Source organism: Bhargavaea sp. GQ12 (assembly GCF_059758705.1).
The window spans coordinates 19,695-36,662 of record NZ_JCAXEU010000021.1; the positions used below are offsets into that span (position 1 = coordinate 19,695).

Sequence of the window (16,968 nt, forward strand, 5' to 3'; positions counted from 1 at the left end):
ATTCACCGGTCTTTATTTGTTTTGCTGGGTTGGTGAAAAACATCACCGGGTTCTGTGAAATATTTCACCACGGTCAGTCCGGTAAATAGCAGAATGCAGTTGTGACGTGCTTTAAAAAGTTGGCATGGAACTTGCAATAATACTGGGCAGCAGGCAAATCTGCGGTGATTGGGATGTAGAGGGGGTGGAGTCATGAAGGTTTATGAAAAGCTGGTCATTGAGCGGGACCGGCATGTAGGTATGGTGACAATCAGGCAGTCGGCCGATACAAATGTACTGGATTCAGACCTGACTGCCGAGCTGTCATCCGCATTTCTCACACTTAACCAGGATCCTGCCGTGAGGGCTGTGATCTTGAAGGCGGAAGGGGAATCTTTTCTGGCAGGAGCGGACCTGAAAGAAATCAGCGGACTATCCGTTTCTCAGGCCTACGGGTTTGCTGAAAAGGCAAAGGACCTTCAGGATCTGATCATTCAATCAGGCAAGCCATATATCGCGGTAGTCAATGGATACTGTTTGGGAAGCGGCCTTGAACTGATTCTGACCTGCGACTTCCGGATTTCAGGACCGGATGCCCTTTACGGAATGCCGGAAATCAATCTCGGACTGATACCCGGCGGAGGAGGCATCACTAGACTGCAGATGATGGTGGGAAAAGCCCATGCAACGGATCTGATCTATACCGGAAAGCTGCTTCGGCCTGAGGAGGCCCGGTCCATTGGCCTCGTCAGAAATGTGAGTGACCGGCCACTTGAGGATGCGCTGCTCCTGGCCGAATCATTGGCCAACAAGAGCAGTTTGGCCTTTGCGGTTGCCAAACAGTTATTTAGCCGTACTGAGGCAGACGACAGTTCTATGCTCAACCAAGAAATGAGAGCGTTTTCAATGATGTTTGATTATCCCGATTCCCTGGAGGGGATCGGTGCGTTCCTGGAACAGCGGCAGCCGGTATTCAAGGAAAGACGAGAAATGAGCACCTAAAAGGGGGAAGCAGAACATGCTGATGACCGAACAGTCTCAGATGATCAAAGAAATTGCAGGGAAAATTGCACGAGAGAAAATTGCCCCACGAGCTCAGGAGGTTGATGAAAAGGGCGAGACGCCTTGGGAGAATATTCGGCTGTTGGCGGAAAACGGATTCTTCGGCATCGATGTTCCGGAGGAGTATGGAGGCGTTGGATCCGATACGGCTGCCCATGTGTCGGTGGTAGAGGAAATTGCGGCAGCGTGCGCATCCACCTCTGTCGCACTGTCGACACAGGCACTCACCATCACGCCATTTCTATTGGCGGGAACAGAAGAACAGAAAAAGAAATACGTAGTACCCCTGGCGACCGGTGCAGTATTGGGATCGTTCGGGATCACAGAGCCGGGAGCGGGATCTGATGTGTCCGGCATCCAAACTAGGGCCGTGAAAGAAGACAACGGCTACCGGCTGAATGGGCACAAGATTTTCATTACCAATGCCGGTGATTCAGAAATCTATGTGATTGTGGCCAGGACATCAGAAGAACGGACAAACGGGATTTCACTGTTCATTGTGGAGAAGGGCACCTCTGGATTCTCCTTCGGAAAAAAGGAGAACAAGATGGGCATCCGCGGATCGGTCACCCGAGAGCTGTTCCTCGAAGACGTTTTTGTCCCTGAAGAGAACTTGCTTGGCGGTGAAGGCGAGGGGTTCAAAATCCTGATGAATGTCTTTAACATCACCCGGCCGGTCGTCGGTGCGCAGGCTACCGGTATCGCTAAAGGCGCTTATGAATATTGCCTTGAATACGTCAAGGAACGGAAACAGTTCGGAAAGCCGATCCAGCATTTCCAGATGGTCCAGTCCACATTGGCAGATATGGCGATGAAAGTGGAGGCGTCCCGGCTGCTTGTCCAGAAAGCTGCCATGATGCTCGACCAGAACGATGAGGATGTCATCGCCTATTCGTCCATGGCCAAGTGCTTTGCATCGGATACCGCGATGCAAGTCACGACGGATGCTGTCCAACTGTTGGGCGGAAACGGGTTCATCAAAGACTATCCGGTAGAACGGATGATGCGGGATGCGAAGATCACGCAGATCTACGAAGGGACCAATCAGATTCAGCGCATCATCATCGCCAAACAGATTCTGGCTGACTAACCAACATTCTTGAACAGATAGGGGAGATCGATATGAAGGTCACGGTGATCGGTGGAGGCATCATGGGCTCTGGAATCGGGCAGGTGGCGGCACAGGCCGGCTTTGACATCACGATCGTGGATGTTTCTGAGGAAGGCCTGGACAAAGCCAGAACGAGCATTTCTGCGTCATTGGAGAAATTCGAATCGAAAAAGAAGATTCAGAGTGCGGCTGAAGTCTTGAGCCGGATCAAGTATGCGATGGATTGGGCTTCGGTGGAAGAGGCGGATGCGGTCATTGAGGCCGTCCCGGAAAAGCTTGAGCTGAAAAAACAGGTGTTTGAGAAGCTTGACCAACTTGCAGGAGTGGATTGCCTTCTTGCCTCCAATACGTCAACGCTCTCTATTACGGCGATTGCCAGCGCCACTTCTCGACCTGAAAAAGTGATCGGAATGCACTTTTTTAGCCCAGTCCCGATGATGGCTTTGCTGGAACTGATCAAGGGCTATCAGACCTCAGAAGAAACTTATGAAAAAGCGAAGGAGTTGGGCGAAGGGCTGGGCAAACGGCTGATCACCGCCGAGAAAGATTATCCGGGCTTTTTGATGAACCGGATCTGGCTGCCGATGGTCAACGAAGCCTGCTTTGCACTCATGGAAGGCGTCGGAACTGCGGAAGAGATTGACCAGGGCTTTATCGACGGATACGGCCACAAAATGGGGCCGCTCCGGACGATTGATATGGCAGGGATTGATACGACCCTGTGGGCACTGGAGTCCCTGTATGAAGGGTTCGGTGATCCGAAATATCGACCGTGCCCGATACTTAAGAAGATGGTCGAAGCCGGGGACCTTGGAAAGAAAACCGGGAAAGGCTTCTACAGCTATGAAGGGGGAGTGAAAGAAGATGCAAAACGTGTTGTTGTTTGAAGTCCATCAGAACATCGCGGTGATAGAGATTAATCGTCCGCCGTACAACCCTCTGAATCCGGAATTGATCAAGGCCATGTCGGGTTACCTGGATGAAATCTACCGTAATGACGAGATTCGTGCGCTGGTGATCAAAGGGTCTGGCGAGAAGGCATTTTCCGCTGGGGCGGACATCCAGCAGTTCGTGCCAAAACTCGGCTCGAGGGATTTATCGATGACCGCGACCTTTCATCAGACATTTGAGAAGCTGAGCCAGCTTCCAATTCCGGTTATCGCCGCGCTAAAGGGACATGTGCTGGGCGGAGGCCTGGAGCTGGCGCTTTCCTGTGACTTCAGAATCTGTGATGAGAACACCAAGCTGGGGCTGCCGGAAGTCAACCTGGGCATCTTCCCGGGGGCGGGCGGCACACAGCGCCTGCCAAGGCTGGTCGGAAGTTCAAAGGCGATGGAAATTATGATGTTCGGCGATTCCATCGGTGCGGACGATGCCCTGCAGGCAGGATTGGTCAACCGGGTGGTGCCGGCCGGGGAGTCAGATGGTGAAGCGATCCGCTGGGCCGAAACACTGGCCGCAAAGCCGAAAGCGGCAATCGAGAAGATCAAAAAAGCAGTGGTGCATGGCCAGAACCTTCCTCTGGCGGAAGGGATCCGGTATGAAATTGAACTGTTCTCGGATGTGTTCAAAAATGATGATGCGCAAGAAGGCGTCCAGGCCTTTATCGAGAAACGTAAGCCGAGCTTTGCCGGCCGGTAAGGATAAGGAGAGTGAAGCAAGTGAATCTGGATCTGAAACTGCAGGAACAAGCTGAAAGCCGTCCGGAAAACCCTGCACTCGGCTGGGATTCCGGAGAGCTCACCTACCGGCAATTAAATGAACGTGTACAGAAGCTGGCCAACCGGTTCACGGAGCGGGGGATCGGCCCGGGAGACAAGGTGGCCATCATCCTGGAGAACAGTCCTGAATTGGTCATTAGCTACTACGCGAGTATGCGGGCGGGCGTCATTAATGTACCGGTCAATCCTTCCCTTGCTTCCAGAGAGTATGGCGTCATCTTAAATGACTGCAGGCCAAAGCTGATCATCACGGAAAGCAAGATCGTGGAGAAAGTGAAAAACAGCGGACTTGACTGGCCGGTGGAACTGATCGTGACCGGCCCGGACTTTGACCGCTATATCGAGCAGGGGGATGCAGCCCCGGGCAACCGTTATCAGGAAGACTGCACGATACTCTATACATCCGGAACAACAGGCGTTCCCAAAGGAGCGGTTCTGACGCATGACAATCTGTATATCAATGCGGATGTGTTCGGACGCAACCTTGGACTTACTGACCGGGACAGGACGCTGATTGTGGCGCCGCTCACTCATATCGCCGCCCAGAGCAATCTGCTCAATCCTACACTTATCAGCGGCGGCTACTGTTACTTACTAAAACGCTGGAAGTCAACCGCCGAGACACTCGGTAAAATGGAAAAACAGCGCATAACTTACTTTTTTGGACCGCCTACGATGATTACCTATATCTTGAACGAACCTGATCTGGCTGATTATGACCTGAAGCTGAGGATGACTTATACCGGAGCTGCGCCGTTGCCTGAAGAAATTTTTCAGCGGTGGACAGAGCGATTCGGCTTTGAAATTGTTGAAGGGTATGGACTCACGGAAACATCACCGGTCGTCTGCATGAATCCGGCGGTCGGAAAAAAGAAGCTGAGAAGCGTCGGGCTACCGATCGAGGACGTTCAGGTCAAGATCATGAGTGAAGGGTTTGAAGAAGCTCCTCCTGGGACACCAGGTGAGCTTGTCGTCAAAGGGCCGAATGTGATGAAAGGATACTACAAACGTGAAGAAGAAAACCGGAAAGCGTTCCGGGATGGCTGGTTTAAAACAGGTGATGTCGCCATGAAGGATGACGAGGGCTATATCTATATCATCGACCGTAAAAAAGATCTGATCATCCGCTCAGGTTTTAACGTTTACCCGCGTGAGGTGGAAGAGGTGCTGTATATGCATGCGGCCATCCTCGAAGCTGCAGTCATTGGAACCCCGCATCCCGAAAAAGGGGAAACAGTGGTCGCCGTGCTGACCCTCAGGGACGGTCATGATGAATCGGTTGTTGAAAAGCTGGAGCACTTCTGCAGGGAGCGGCTGGCGTCTTATAAAGTGCCTTCGGAGTTCAGGGTGGTTGAAGAGTTCCCGAAGACCAACTCGGGGAAAATCATGAAAGCGAAACTGAAGGAAGTCATGGTCTGACTTTAAATGTAAGCGCTTAACTAATGAAAAGGGGCGTGAAGAATTTGAAAAAGTGGTCACTCGGGGGAGTACTCCTCATGTTTTCTTTGGTTGCTGCAGGTTGTGTGGAACAGTCGGGCGGAGCGGACTCGGCGGATTCCGCTTCAGCAGAAAGTGATGAAAAAATTGTCCTGACATTATCTTCAGGGCTCAGTACGGCCAATGGCTGGTGGGAAGGATACTTCGTGCCGTGGATGGAGGAAGTTGAGGAACGGACAGACGGCCGTGTGGAATTCGAGCACTATGCCAACCAGGAACTGATTCCGATCAACGAAGAACTGCAAGCGCTGGAGAACGGGGCCATCGATATTGCCGCTCCTCTTTGGACGCAGTATGACCCTCAACGTTTTCCGCTCAGCGAAGTGACGATGCTGCCATTGCTGGAATCCGATACGATGATCGCAACCAAGGCATACGGCGAACTGGTCAAGAGCGATCATGAGCTGGCAGACGGCCAAACCTTCAATGAAATGGAGTTCAGCAGCCGTGGGCTGAAAGTGTTCGCGACCCCGACAACTGCTGAATATGTCATCTCCACCAAAGATGTCACTTTGGACACAGCAGAAGATTTAAAGAAGCTCTCCCTGCGATCTCCGACACGCGTACATGAGATCTTTGCTAACAATGTCGGCATCAGCTCCATCTCGATGCCGTCCACTGAAATGTTCGACGCGATTAACCGGGGAGCGTTCCACGGCAGCTTCTTCAGTGTTGCAGATTGGACAGGGTACGGAATGCAGGAAGTCTTCAATTATACGTTTGAAGGTGTGAATTTGGGTCACTTCGCCGGTATGTGGGCCATGACCGAAGAAACATGGAACACTATTCCTGAAGATATTCAGAAAATCATGGAAGAAGCATCGTATGAACAGATTCCGAAAGGCGCCCAGGTCTGGATGGATCGTGCAGAGAAAATCCGTACGGAAGCCGAAGCGAATGGAGCCGTCTTTGAAAAAATGGACGATGTTGATGAAGAGACACAGCAATTGCTTGTTCAGGGGATTGAAGACACTTGGATTGAGTGGATTGAAGAGTTGGAGGGGAATGGACAGCCCGGCAAGGAAATGGCCATTCTCTGGAGGGACTTGGTAATCGAACAGGGCGGGACCGTTCCTGAAGCCATCATGGAATTGGAATAAGCATTCGTATGGGGGAATCTGGGGGAGCCGTGCTCCCTTTTTTTCCTAAACAAGATAGAAAAGAGGTGTTCAGATGAGCCTTGGGATTTTTTATATCATCATGCTGGTTTTGTTCCTTGTGCTTCTGTTCGCAGGAATGCATATTCATGCCGTTCTGTTGAGCATGGGGGTTATTGGCATCATCATGCTGGAGGGGCCAGGTTATATCACATCGTTTCTGCAGAGCAACCCGTATAAAGTGGTTGCCAGTTACACACTGACAACCATCCCGCTGTTCGTATTGATGGCGCAGTTCATCGTCCAGTCGGGTATCGTCAGGGATATGTACGCCCTGGTGTATAAGTTTTCAAAAGGGAAATCCGGATTTCTTGGGGCGCTCACAGTCATCATTGGGGCATTTCTCGGCGCCGTCTCAGGCTCAACGACTGGTTCATCGGCAGCGCTTGGCCAGGTTGCAGTACCGGAACTGCGGAGGCACGGCTTCCGGGATGTAACGGCCGGCTCGACGATTGCAGCTGCCGGGTCACTTTCGGGAATCATCCCGCCGAGCATCATTCTGATCCTATACGGTGTTGTGACAGAGACACCGATCGGATCCCTCTTTATTGCAGCGATTGTTCCTGGAATCATGATGACGATCGTGATTATCGGGGTTATGCTCTATTTCCATAAGACGGACCAGGGAAAGCCGCTGCCTGAAGTGGATGAGGAGATTGAGGCGGGGAAAATCCAGCCACTGACCCCGTTGCGTGCAGGGTTTGTCGTCTTGGTCGGTGCCGTAATTGTTACGGTCATTTTCGGAGGTATCTACTCAGGGGTCTTCACTCCAACCGAGGCCGGGGCAGTCGGCGCATTTTTGGGCTTCCTCACTGCGCTTGTACTGGGCAAGGTCAATAAGAAGTTTTATGTCGAGTCGATTACGGAAACCGTCAAGATTACATCAATGGTGCTGTTGATCATGGTGACCGCACAGATTTTTGGCAGGTTTATTACGGTATCCAAGCTGCCGAGAGAGTTGATCAATGCGCTGGGACCGATGATTGAATATCCAGTTCTCATTTTGGCCTTGCTGTCCCTGATTTACTTTATCCTTTTTATGTTCATCGAGGGCGGTGCGGTTATCATCATGGCGACTCCTGTGCTGTTGCCGATTGTTCAAGAGATCAACGTGGACATTTTATGGTTCGGCATTCTGGTTTCCGTTATCTGTACAATCGGACTACTTACGCCTCCGGTTGGCTTAAGTGTATTCGCAGTCTCTGGGGTAACGGGGATTTCGATTGAAAGACTGTTTGGCAGATCGATGATCTTCGCAGTTGTTCTGGCACTGGTGGTGTGCAGCCTGATGATTGCCTTCCCGGCAATTGTGACCTGGTTGCCTAATCTGATGTGACCACGTTAGAAGAGGAGGAAGATTATGCGCACTGTCGATCAGGCGTATCGTGCCTTTCATTATGTGAAATATGCAGGGCTGTTGCTTAGCGGAACGACGATATTCATCATGATGGCGTTTATCGTCATTGATGTGGTGACCAGAAACTTGATGGGCTCCAGTGTATTCGGAAGCTATGAAATCACCCAGTATTTTCTGATGCCGCTGGCGTTCTTTCCGGCACTGGCCTACGCGTACGGCTCCGGAATCATGCCGAAGCTTGAGATGTTCACGAAACGACTTAAACAGATTTCACAGCGGAATATCTCCATTCTCATGATGGGGGTTGAACTTGTTCTTTTCAGTCTGCTGACTTTTTACGGATGGCAATACGCCCTTGCCGGCACGCGGGAACAGCTGGGCTTCAGCATGAAGGGCGGGATTGTCACCTATTATCCGATCCTGTACTTTATCCCGCTCGGATTCCTTTTGCTATCTATTGAGATTCTCTTTCTGATCATCAAGAGCTTCGGTCAAAATGAGCCGGTTCTTGAGACGACAGAACTAGATCTCTGAGGCTGAAGAATATAAATGAAAAGCGAGGAATTATCATTGAAAAATGTTTATATTTTGGATGGTGCGAGGACACCCTTCGGATCATTCGGGGGCAGTCTGAAAGACATCGAAGTATCGAATCTGGGAGCGGTGGCGGCTACAGCGGCGATTAAGCGCTCAGGAATTCCGGCTGAGGAGCTGGAGCAGGCTTTTTTCGGTAACGTCATTCATTCAAGTGAGAATGCTCCGTATCTGGCGCGCCATGTAGCACTGAAATCCGGCGTGCCTCAAGAGTCACCGGCACTGACGGTGAACAGGCTGTGCGGCTCGGGGCTCCAGGCGGCCATCAGTGCATCACAGGCCATTCGGCTGGATGAAGCAAGCGGGGTGATTGCGGGTGGCGCTGAGAACATGTCGATGACGCCTCATGTCGTGAGGGACCTTCGCTTTAAAACGATCAAGATGGGCGTCCCGCATTTTGAGGACGTACTAAGCAGCACACTGTCGGACCCTTACATCGGTCTTGGCATGGGCATCACTGCTGAAAATCTGGCAGAGAAGTATGAGATCAGCCGCAGTGAACAAGAAGAGTTTGCGCTGATGAGCCAGCAGCGGGCAACTGAAGCACAGAGAAAAGGGCGTTTTAATAAAGAAATAATTCCGGTCAGTGGGCAGAACGGCGAAGTTCTTCTATCAGAAGATGAATATATTAAACCTGATGCCAATCTGGAGAAGATGAAAAAACTCCGGCCCGCTTTCAAAAAAGATGGCAGTGTAACGGCAGCCACATCCAGCGGAATCAATGACGGTGCCGCAGCACTCATCATGGGGGATGATGCCTTTATTGAACGGCATGAAAAAAAACCTCTCGCAAAAGTCGTCTCCTGGGGAATCAGCGGAGTGGATCTGAAAATAATGGGAATCGGTCCTGTTCCGGCGACCTGGCAGGCACTAAAGCGCGCCGGTCTGGAAATGTCGGCTGTGGACCTGATTGAAGTTAATGAAGCGTTTGCTGTCCAGGTACTGGCCGTCCAGAAGGAACTCGGGTTTGAAATGGATCGACTGAATGTCAATGGGGGAGCGATCGCACTCGGACATCCTGTGGGGGCCAGCGGTGCCAGACTGCTGCTCACTCTTGCGTACGAACTGAGGGAGCAAGGAAAGCGCTACGGACTGGCGAGCCTTTGCTGCGGCGGCGGGCAAGGGGTCTCCATGATCATTGAGAACCTTGAGTATTAACTTATGATTAAAATGAACGAAGAAGAGACTTGGCCTAACCTGCCAAGTCTCTTTTTCCATGAATCTGACATCTGACTTCATATAAGAATAGTCAGTATCGGAAAATTCGGTTGACCTGTGTCGGATTTTGTCGGTAAAATCATGATAACTATTGGGATTTAATAGCATTAGTACGCTTTAAAGCTTGCAACATATGAATGGGGGAAAGAGTGTGTCGACAGACAAGAAACGTCGTTTTGAGATGCCGGATGCTTTTGTCATCATCTTTGGGATTCTCGTATTGGCAGTGCTGATGACGTATATTTTGCCGGCGGGAGAATTTCAGCGGGAAGAAGTGGACGGCCGCAATGTGGTCATTGAAGGTACATACGAAAAGATCGAGAATGAGCCTGCTTCTCTGCTTTCTACATTTACCTCGATCCAGCAGGGGCTGATTGATTCTGCTCCGATCATCTTCATGGTTCTGATCATTGGTGGTGCGGTCGGAGTGATCGAGCACACCGGCGCGATCAATTCTGGAGTCAACGCCCTGATCAGCCGGACAAAGAATCAGCAGTATCTGCTCGTCGCCGCGTTTATCGCCATATTTGCCGTACTGGACTTTGTCGGCATCAGCGGCAATGCGATCATTGCATTTATCCCGATCGGCATCGTGCTGGCGCGTGCGCTTAACCTCGATCCGATCGTCGGTGTGGCGATGGTGTACCTCGGACAGTATGTCGGTGTGGCGACAGGTACATTCGACCCGGTTATCACCGGCCTTGCGCAGTCGATTGCAGAGCTCGAGCTGTTTTCCGGCTGGCACCTCCGCCTGATCGCGTTCTTTATTCTCCTGGCGGTCACGATGACCTACATCCTGCTTTATGTGAAGCGCATCAACAAGGACCGCTCAAAGAGCCTGTTGTCGTTTGAGGAGACCGGGGAGCCGGTGAAGGAATCCGAGGAGAAGTTCGGGCCGTTTACGGGGCGGCATAAACTCGTCCTGCTGACAGCGCTCGCCTTTATGGCAACCTTCATCTTTGGGGTGTTCCAGTTTGAATGGAGCACGAATGAGCTCGCCGGTATTTTCATCATGATGTCAATAGCGGCTGCTCTTGTCGGCGGTATCCGCATGAATGAATATGTTCAGGTGTTCATCAAGGGAGCCCAGGGCATTGTCTACGGTGCGCTTGTTATCGGTCTTGCCCGTGCGGTGGTCGTGGTCCTCGAAAACGGGAAGGTGCTCGACACGATCGTCAACGCGGCTTTCCAGCCGATGGCGCAGCTGCCGATGTTCCTGGCTGCGGAAGCGATGTTCATCTTCAACCTGCTGTTCAACCTGATCATTACATCCGGCACCGGCCAGGCGGCAATCGTCATGCCGTTCATGGTGCCGCTTGCGGACATGCTCGATATTACGCGCCAGACGGCTGTGCTCGCATTTAAACTCGGTGACGGGACGACGAACATCATCGCGCCGACCTCGGGTGTCCTGATGGCGGTCCTTGCCGTCGGTAAGGTCCCCTATTCGAAATGGTTCAAGTTTGTCCTGCCGCTCGTTCTCATGTGGACGGTCGTCGGAATTATTATGGTCGCAGTTGCCGTCATGACGGGCTATCAATAAGGGAGTTGGGGAGGACGGTCTTCGTTCTCCCTGTTCGATTTTAAAAGGAGTGATCGGAATGGATGATGTGCTGAAGTTCATGGAAGACCACCGGGAAGACATCCTGGAGGACATCCGTTACCTGGTGGAGGCGGATTCCCCTTCATTGGATAAGGAACGGAGCGACCGGTGCGGGGAGAGGATTCAGGAGCTTCTGGAGAGACACTTCGGAAAGCGGGCGGAAGTGATTCCGGAGCCAGATTACGGAGATCATCTGAAGTTCGAGTACGGGGACGGGGAAGAGACGATTCTCATCTTGTCGCACTTTGATACGGTGTGGGATCCGGGTGAGCTTGAATACCGGGTAGAGGACGATCTTGCATATGGACCCGGAATCCTTGATATGAAGGGCGGCCTCGTCCAGGCGATGTGGGCGCTGAAAGCGGTGAAGGAGCTTGGCCTTCCTCTTAATAAAAAGGTCGTCCATCTGTTCACGAGCGAAGAGGAACTCAGCAGTCCGGTGTCCCGTCATGTGATCCGGCGCGTAGCCGAAGGAAGCAGTGCGGTACTCGTCACCGAACCGCCGGAAGTCGGGAGCGGCGCGCTGAAGACGGCCCGGAAAGGATCGGCCCGTTATACGATCCGCTTTACCGGACAGTCGGCACATTCGGGGAACAACCATCATGAAGGGGCGAGCGCGATCCGCGCGGCGGCCCGGGCAACGGAATACTTGGAGTCGCTGACTGATTACGATAAAGGAACGACACTGAACGTCGGGATGATCCGTGGAGGCGGCAAGCTGAACGTAGTCTCCGACCAGGCGGAAATTGGCGTGGACGTACGGGCATCGACGATTGCGGAACAGGAGCGCATCGACGGAATCATCAATGGACTTGAGCCTTTCATGGATAGGACGAAACTTGAGGCCGGCGGTGGTATTTCCCGTCCGCCAATGGAGCGGACGGAAGGGACGGCGGAACTGTTCCGGCTGGCAAGGGAAGCCGGAGCGGAAATTGGCGTGCCGCTCGAAGAAACATCCGTCGGCGGCGTGAGCGACGGTAACCTCACTGCGGCGATGGGCATCCCAACAATCGACGGCCTCGGGGCAGTCGGAGTCGGCATCCATGCCCGGAACGAACATATTGTCATCAGTGAGATTCCGAAGCGCGCTGCGATTTTCGCGAAGCTGCTGGTGAAAATCTGATAAAGAGGGGCGTCCAGGTGGGCGCCCTTTGTTCTGAAAAGGGGAGAGGCACCATGCAACTGCAGGAGAAAGTCGAGAGAATATTGGAAGGAACAGACGCCACCTTCGGCGTATCACTCAAGCATCTACAATCAGGGAAAGAAGTGCGAATCCGTGCGGATGAACCGTTCCAGATGGCGAGCGTGTTCAAAGTGCCGATCCTGCTTGCGCTGTTCGAGCAGGTGCATGAAGGCCAGATCGACCTAACGACGCGAATCGCACTTACAGAGGAGGACCGGGTGCCGGGTTCGGGCATATTGCAGGAGCTCGACCCCGGCCTGCCGGTAACGATCAAAGACCTGGCGACCCTCATGACGATCGTGAGTGATAACATGGCGACCGATGTCCTTCTTGGGATGCTCGGAAAGGATGCTGTCCAGGATACAATGAGAAGGCTGGATGCTGAAAACATCTCGATCGTGCACTCTTGCTGGGAACTGCTGAGCCTTGCGGTCGGAATGGAGCCGGCTCCCTACAGCGAGGAATCTTGGAAGAAGCTAAAGGAGCGGTTGGAGATGGATGTGGATGAGGATCCCGGTCAGGAAAATTGGGTGATGAGGAAGGACCGGGAAAATAACGTGTGCACACCCGATGCCATGACGGGCTTGCTGGTGAAACTGGCAGAGGGGGCGTTTATCAATCCAGCGGTTTCTGAGGCGGTCCTCGACATTCTCTACCGACAGCAGCTGAATGACAGAATCCCTGCCAGACTTCCTTCAGGAACGCGTGTCGCCCATAAAACCGGCACGATCGCTTCCGCTGTGAATGATTCCGGCATGATCGAGCTGCCCGGCGGGAAAGGGCCGCTCATCATCAGCATTTTCTCAGCGGGAAACGAGACAACCCAAAGCGGGGAAGCGATGATTGCCCGCATTGCCGAAATAGCCTATCAGCATTTCGTAGAGTGAAAGAATGCGTTCTCATTAAATTAGAAAGTACATCATATACCTTAGAGAAGCAGCTGCTATGGCTGCTTCTTTTTGATAGGGGAAAGGGGAATGGAGATGGTCGTCTGGACAGAAGAGGATGTGCGGATCGAGTCGGGGGTTTGGCCTAAAGATGAAAATGTCCTTGTAATGGTTGACCATACGGGAAGACACCGATACCGGCTAAGTGTGACTTGGGAGACAGGCAAGCCCGAGTGCCTGTTCGTGATGCTGAATCCGAGCACCGCAGACGCGGGAAAGCCTGATGCGACGCTGAATCAGTGCATGAACATTGCCAGGCACCACGGCTTCGGGTCCCTTGAGGTCGTCAATCTCTATTCAATTAGGACGAAAAGTCCTCAAGTGCTTTTTGGCACGGGTGACCGCCATCATCCCCCGAATGACCAGCACTTGGCGGATGCGATCGGAAACGCCCGGCTAGTCATTGTTGCGTGGGGGCAGTATGGCAGAAGGGAAGGCAGGGATCAGGTGATCCTCGATATGATTCAGGAAGCCGGAAAAACTTCCTACTGCCTGGGGACAACGAAAAGCGGAATGCCCAAGCACCCGCTATTACTGCGGTCCGATACGCCCCTCGTTGAATATAGACGTTGACCGGTCATGAGGCGCAATCCGATTTTCCGTTTCCTGATGCAAATCGGACAGGTGATCGAACAATTTTCCCGAAGTTACCGCCAGCACCCGCGTGGTGAAATGGGCGAGTGGGTCAACCAGGGAGATGACTGGGAAGAAGACTGGGTCTGGATCGACAGCGACAAGTCCAAGTGGCTGTACAGAATCTGTTATCTCAACATCTATCAACGGGAAGACGGCCACGAATTCATCATTTCCTGGGAGCGCGATCCGGATGCCGATCACGTCCATGAGTTTGCCTATCGCCACATCGACCAGGAGGTCTATATCTGGTCGAAGTATTACTGTGGCAAAGGGAAAATAACATTAATCCGGGAAGTGGAAGATAAGAAGTGGGAGGGCAACGCGTGGTTGTAAGTGGGACACTAAATAAAAAACTGCAGAAAAAGCGAATTTCTTCGCCTTGTCTGCAGCCGGACGCGCATCTCCCGAGAGGTGCGCGTATTTCTATTCGAAAATTTACTGTCCCTTCACCAATTCCCCGTCTTTCAGGACAGTCAGGATGTTGTCGGGATTGGATAGGGAATTGATATCTTCCAGCGGGTTGCCTTTTGCAATGACGATGTCTGCAAGTTTGCCTTCTTCGAGCGTACCCACTTTGTCCTCCCAGCCCATGCATTCTGCAGCAGACTTGGTGGAGGTGACGATGGCGTCCATCGGGGTCATGCCGCAGTCGACCATGAGGCCGAGTTCGCGCAGATTGGTGCCGTGCCTGAATACGCCGGCATCGGTGCCCATTGCGATGTTCACGCCTGCCTGGTAGGCCTTTGCAAAGCTTGCTTTGTGGTGTTCGATGACTTCAGCGGATTGTTCAACTGCCGACTGAGGCATGCCGACTTCTTCCGCTGTTTCCAGAACGGCGACCGGAGCCAGCAAGGTCGGTACGAGATATGTCCCGTTTTCTTTCATCAGTTCGATCGCTTCGTCATCCAGATAGATGCCGTGTTCAATGGAGTGGACGCCCGCACGGACTGCGTTCTTGATGCCTTCCGCGCCCTGGGCGTGGGCCATCACTTTGACGCCATTGCGGAAACGGGCTTCTTCGACGATTGCCGAGAGTTCTTCGAACGAGTACTGAGTGAACTCGGGATGGTCGGTCGGGCTCAGGACGCCGCCCGTAGCGTGCACTTTGATGACTTCCGCTCCGGCGCGCAGCATTTCACGTGTTTTCTTGCGGACTTCATCGACGCCATCAGCGATTCCATTCGGCATGCCGCGGTAGCCGGAAGGGGAGATGTCGAACACATCGCCGTTCAGCTGCATACCGTCGCCGTGGCCGCCTGTGATGGTGAGGGCATTGATGCTGACCTGGACGCGCGGTCCTTGGATCAGCCCGTCTTCAATGGCGCGCTTTACACCGAGATCAGTCCCGAGCGCATCACGGACAGAAGTCACGCCCGCATCGAGTGTCTTCTTCATGTACGCCATCGCCTGATAGAACATGTAGCTGAATGGCGTCGTCAGCCGCTGCTGGAGCGGTGCATATTCAAACATCATATGGACGTGTGTGTCGATGAATCCGGGAAGGACGGTGTTGCCTCCCGCATCGACCACTGTCTCGTCACCGGTTTTCGTATAGCCCGAAGCGTCCCCGATGTAGTCGATTTTGTTGTCTTTTACGACAACGATTCCCTGGCGCGGCTCGCTTCCGGTACCGTCGATGATTTGTCCGTTTTCGATGATGGTCGTAGTCATTAAGAATTCCTCCAATTATAAGAATGAAACGAGTATGCCGGCGATGAAGACCGAGGCAACGGTGACCGTCGTAAATCCGCCAATCAGCATCGGGGTCAGCAATTCGTTGAAGATGAGCTTTTCCTCATCCTTTGTCCGGGCCGTGCTTCGTGCGACTTCTTCACACAGCAGGTAATCCCCAGGGAAACCGAACAGTGCGGTGAGTGCAACCGGCATTCCTTTTAGCGGATCCCATTTGACGAGTTTCGCGCCTACATATCCGCCGAGCGCGATTCCGGCCGTTCCGAGGATGATGATCGCGGCAACTGCCGGAAGCTGTGTCATGACATCCTGAGGGGAGACACCTGCCATGGAACCGATGACGACGAACATGATGCCGACCAATGTCAGTGTGAACGAGTTTGCCTTCACGAGGGACTCCTGCTCGAGGAAGCCGATCTTTGCACCGATGATACCGAACACGAGGCACCAGATACTATAGTTGATCGGTGTGATAGAACCGAGGACAACGCCGAGCGCACCGACAACGAAGACGAGGAACAGCCGGATTGTCATACTGGAGCGCACCGGCCCGAGTTTCTTGGTTTCCTCCAGTTCTTCTACAAGTTGGGCGTTCATCGGCGTAAAGGTGCCATCGTCAATCTTGCCGATCAGCCGTTTAGCATAGGAACGCATGAAGTTCAGGGCAAGCGGCATGCCGATCAGGCCCTGGAATGCGACGATCAGTGCGGGGATCAGGGCAACCGTTCCAAGATCCAATTGCTGCAGTTTTTCGGTCGTGATGATCATCGCCACCACGCCGCCGCTGATCGGTCCCATGCCCGCTACCGCTGTCTCGAAGTTAAAGACAAACGGAATGATTGTGAAAATCAGGATGGCTGCAACGACAACCCCGGCCAACGAGATCACGACCGCACGGTATTGCTCCCTGAGGACCTTCATCGGGATGAGTGTCCCCATATGAACAATGGCCGGCCCGATCAGAATGGCACCGAGCGTTGCGAACTGGGAGCTTTCCAGAATGTTTTCCGGGAAGATGCCCGTCCAGGTAAGGATCATGAAGCCGACCATGGCGGTCAGCAGCATCGGAACGCGGGCACGCGATACGATTGAGAGCCACTCACCGAAAGCGATCAGTGCAAAAACGAGTACAGTGGCAACTAGTGGAGAATGTATGATTTCTGACATGACGAGTCCTTCTTTCCAAACTAAATTCATTGCGCCAACCGGGT

Annotated in this window: 16 protein-coding genes; 14 read left to right on the plus strand and 2 right to left on the minus strand. The window is 52.8% G+C overall.

Annotation, left to right across the window (positions count from 1 at the left end):
- Positions 1 to 192 precede the first annotated feature (192 nt).
- The 14 genes from AC6CHQ_RS14485 (at position 193) to AC6CHQ_RS14550 (ending at position 14,398) form a co-directional block, all read left to right on the plus strand.
- Positions 193 to 981 carry an enoyl-CoA hydratase/isomerase family protein gene (locus tag AC6CHQ_RS14485; protein ID WP_498081923.1) on the plus strand — a complete coding sequence of 263 codons (789 nt, stop codon included), beginning with the start codon at positions 193 to 195 and terminating at the stop codon, positions 979 to 981.
- Positions 982 to 997: 16 nt separating this feature from the next.
- The gene (locus AC6CHQ_RS14490; protein ID WP_498081924.1) at positions 998 to 2,131 is read left to right on the plus strand and encodes an acyl-CoA dehydrogenase family protein; all 1,134 of its coding nucleotides are present in this window, start codon (positions 998 to 1,000) and stop codon (positions 2,129 to 2,131) included.
- A gap of 32 nt (positions 2,132 to 2,163) precedes the next feature.
- Positions 2,164 to 3,039, plus strand: a complete 876-nt coding sequence (locus AC6CHQ_RS14495) for a 3-hydroxyacyl-CoA dehydrogenase family protein (RefSeq protein ID WP_498081925.1) — start codon at positions 2,164 to 2,166, stop codon at positions 3,037 to 3,039.
- A complete protein-coding gene (locus tag AC6CHQ_RS14500) occupies positions 3,017 to 3,793 on the plus strand; it encodes an enoyl-CoA hydratase/isomerase family protein (RefSeq protein ID WP_498081926.1) in 777 nt (258 codons plus the stop codon). Before AC6CHQ_RS14495 ends, AC6CHQ_RS14500 begins: the two co-directional genes overlap by 23 nt.
- Before the next feature lie 20 nt (positions 3,794 to 3,813).
- On the plus strand, positions 3,814 to 5,292 hold the full coding sequence (locus AC6CHQ_RS14505) for a class I adenylate-forming enzyme family protein (protein ID WP_498081927.1): 1,479 nt from the start codon (positions 3,814 to 3,816) through the stop codon (positions 5,290 to 5,292).
- A 77-nt stretch (positions 5,293 to 5,369) separates the two neighbouring features.
- Complete coding sequence (gene dctP / locus AC6CHQ_RS14510) at positions 5,370 to 6,470, plus strand: TRAP transporter substrate-binding protein DctP (protein ID WP_498081928.1); 1,101 nt, start codon at positions 5,370 to 5,372, stop codon at positions 6,468 to 6,470.
- A 73-nt stretch (positions 6,471 to 6,543) separates the two neighbouring features.
- On the plus strand, positions 6,544 to 7,863 hold the full coding sequence (locus AC6CHQ_RS14515; protein ID WP_498081929.1) for a TRAP transporter large permease: 1,320 nt from the start codon (positions 6,544 to 6,546) through the stop codon (positions 7,861 to 7,863).
- Positions 7,864 to 7,887: 24 nt separating this feature from the next.
- Positions 7,888 to 8,418, plus strand: a complete 531-nt coding sequence (locus AC6CHQ_RS14520) for a TRAP transporter small permease (RefSeq protein WP_498081930.1) — start codon at positions 7,888 to 7,890, stop codon at positions 8,416 to 8,418.
- A gap of 36 nt (positions 8,419 to 8,454) precedes the next feature.
- On the plus strand, positions 8,455 to 9,636 hold the full coding sequence (locus AC6CHQ_RS14525; RefSeq protein WP_498081931.1) for a thiolase family protein: 1,182 nt from the start codon (positions 8,455 to 8,457) through the stop codon (positions 9,634 to 9,636).
- 211 nt (positions 9,637 to 9,847) lie between these two features.
- Complete coding sequence (locus tag AC6CHQ_RS14530; RefSeq protein ID WP_498081932.1) at positions 9,848 to 11,239, plus strand: YfcC family protein; 1,392 nt, start codon at positions 9,848 to 9,850, stop codon at positions 11,237 to 11,239.
- A gap of 58 nt (positions 11,240 to 11,297) precedes the next feature.
- Entirely contained in the window at positions 11,298 to 12,422 is a 1,125-nt protein-coding gene (locus AC6CHQ_RS14535) for a M20 family metallopeptidase (protein WP_498081933.1), read from the plus strand.
- A gap of 53 nt (positions 12,423 to 12,475) precedes the next feature.
- Positions 12,476 to 13,369 carry a serine hydrolase gene (locus AC6CHQ_RS14540; protein ID WP_498081934.1) on the plus strand — a complete coding sequence of 298 codons (894 nt, stop codon included), beginning with the start codon at positions 12,476 to 12,478 and terminating at the stop codon, positions 13,367 to 13,369.
- A gap of 90 nt (positions 13,370 to 13,459) precedes the next feature.
- A complete protein-coding gene (locus AC6CHQ_RS14545; RefSeq protein ID WP_498081935.1) occupies positions 13,460 to 14,002 on the plus strand; it encodes a DUF1643 domain-containing protein in 543 nt (180 codons plus the stop codon).
- A 6-nt stretch (positions 14,003 to 14,008) separates the two neighbouring features.
- Complete coding sequence (locus AC6CHQ_RS14550) at positions 14,009 to 14,398, plus strand: hypothetical protein (RefSeq protein ID WP_498081936.1); 390 nt, start codon at positions 14,009 to 14,011, stop codon at positions 14,396 to 14,398.
- Between the two features lie 102 nt (positions 14,399 to 14,500).
- On the opposite strand, the gene AC6CHQ_RS14555 is transcribed toward AC6CHQ_RS14550, so the two are convergent.
- The gene (locus tag AC6CHQ_RS14555) at positions 14,501 to 15,736 is read right to left on the minus strand and encodes a metal-dependent hydrolase family protein (RefSeq protein WP_498081937.1); all 1,236 of its coding nucleotides are present in this window, start codon (positions 15,734 to 15,736) and stop codon (positions 14,501 to 14,503) included.
- Positions 15,737 to 15,751: 15 nt separating this feature from the next.
- On the minus strand, positions 15,752 to 16,924 hold the full coding sequence (locus tag AC6CHQ_RS14560; RefSeq protein WP_498081938.1) for a hypothetical protein: 1,173 nt from the start codon (positions 16,922 to 16,924) through the stop codon (positions 15,752 to 15,754).
- Positions 16,925 to 16,968: the final 44 nt, after the last annotated feature.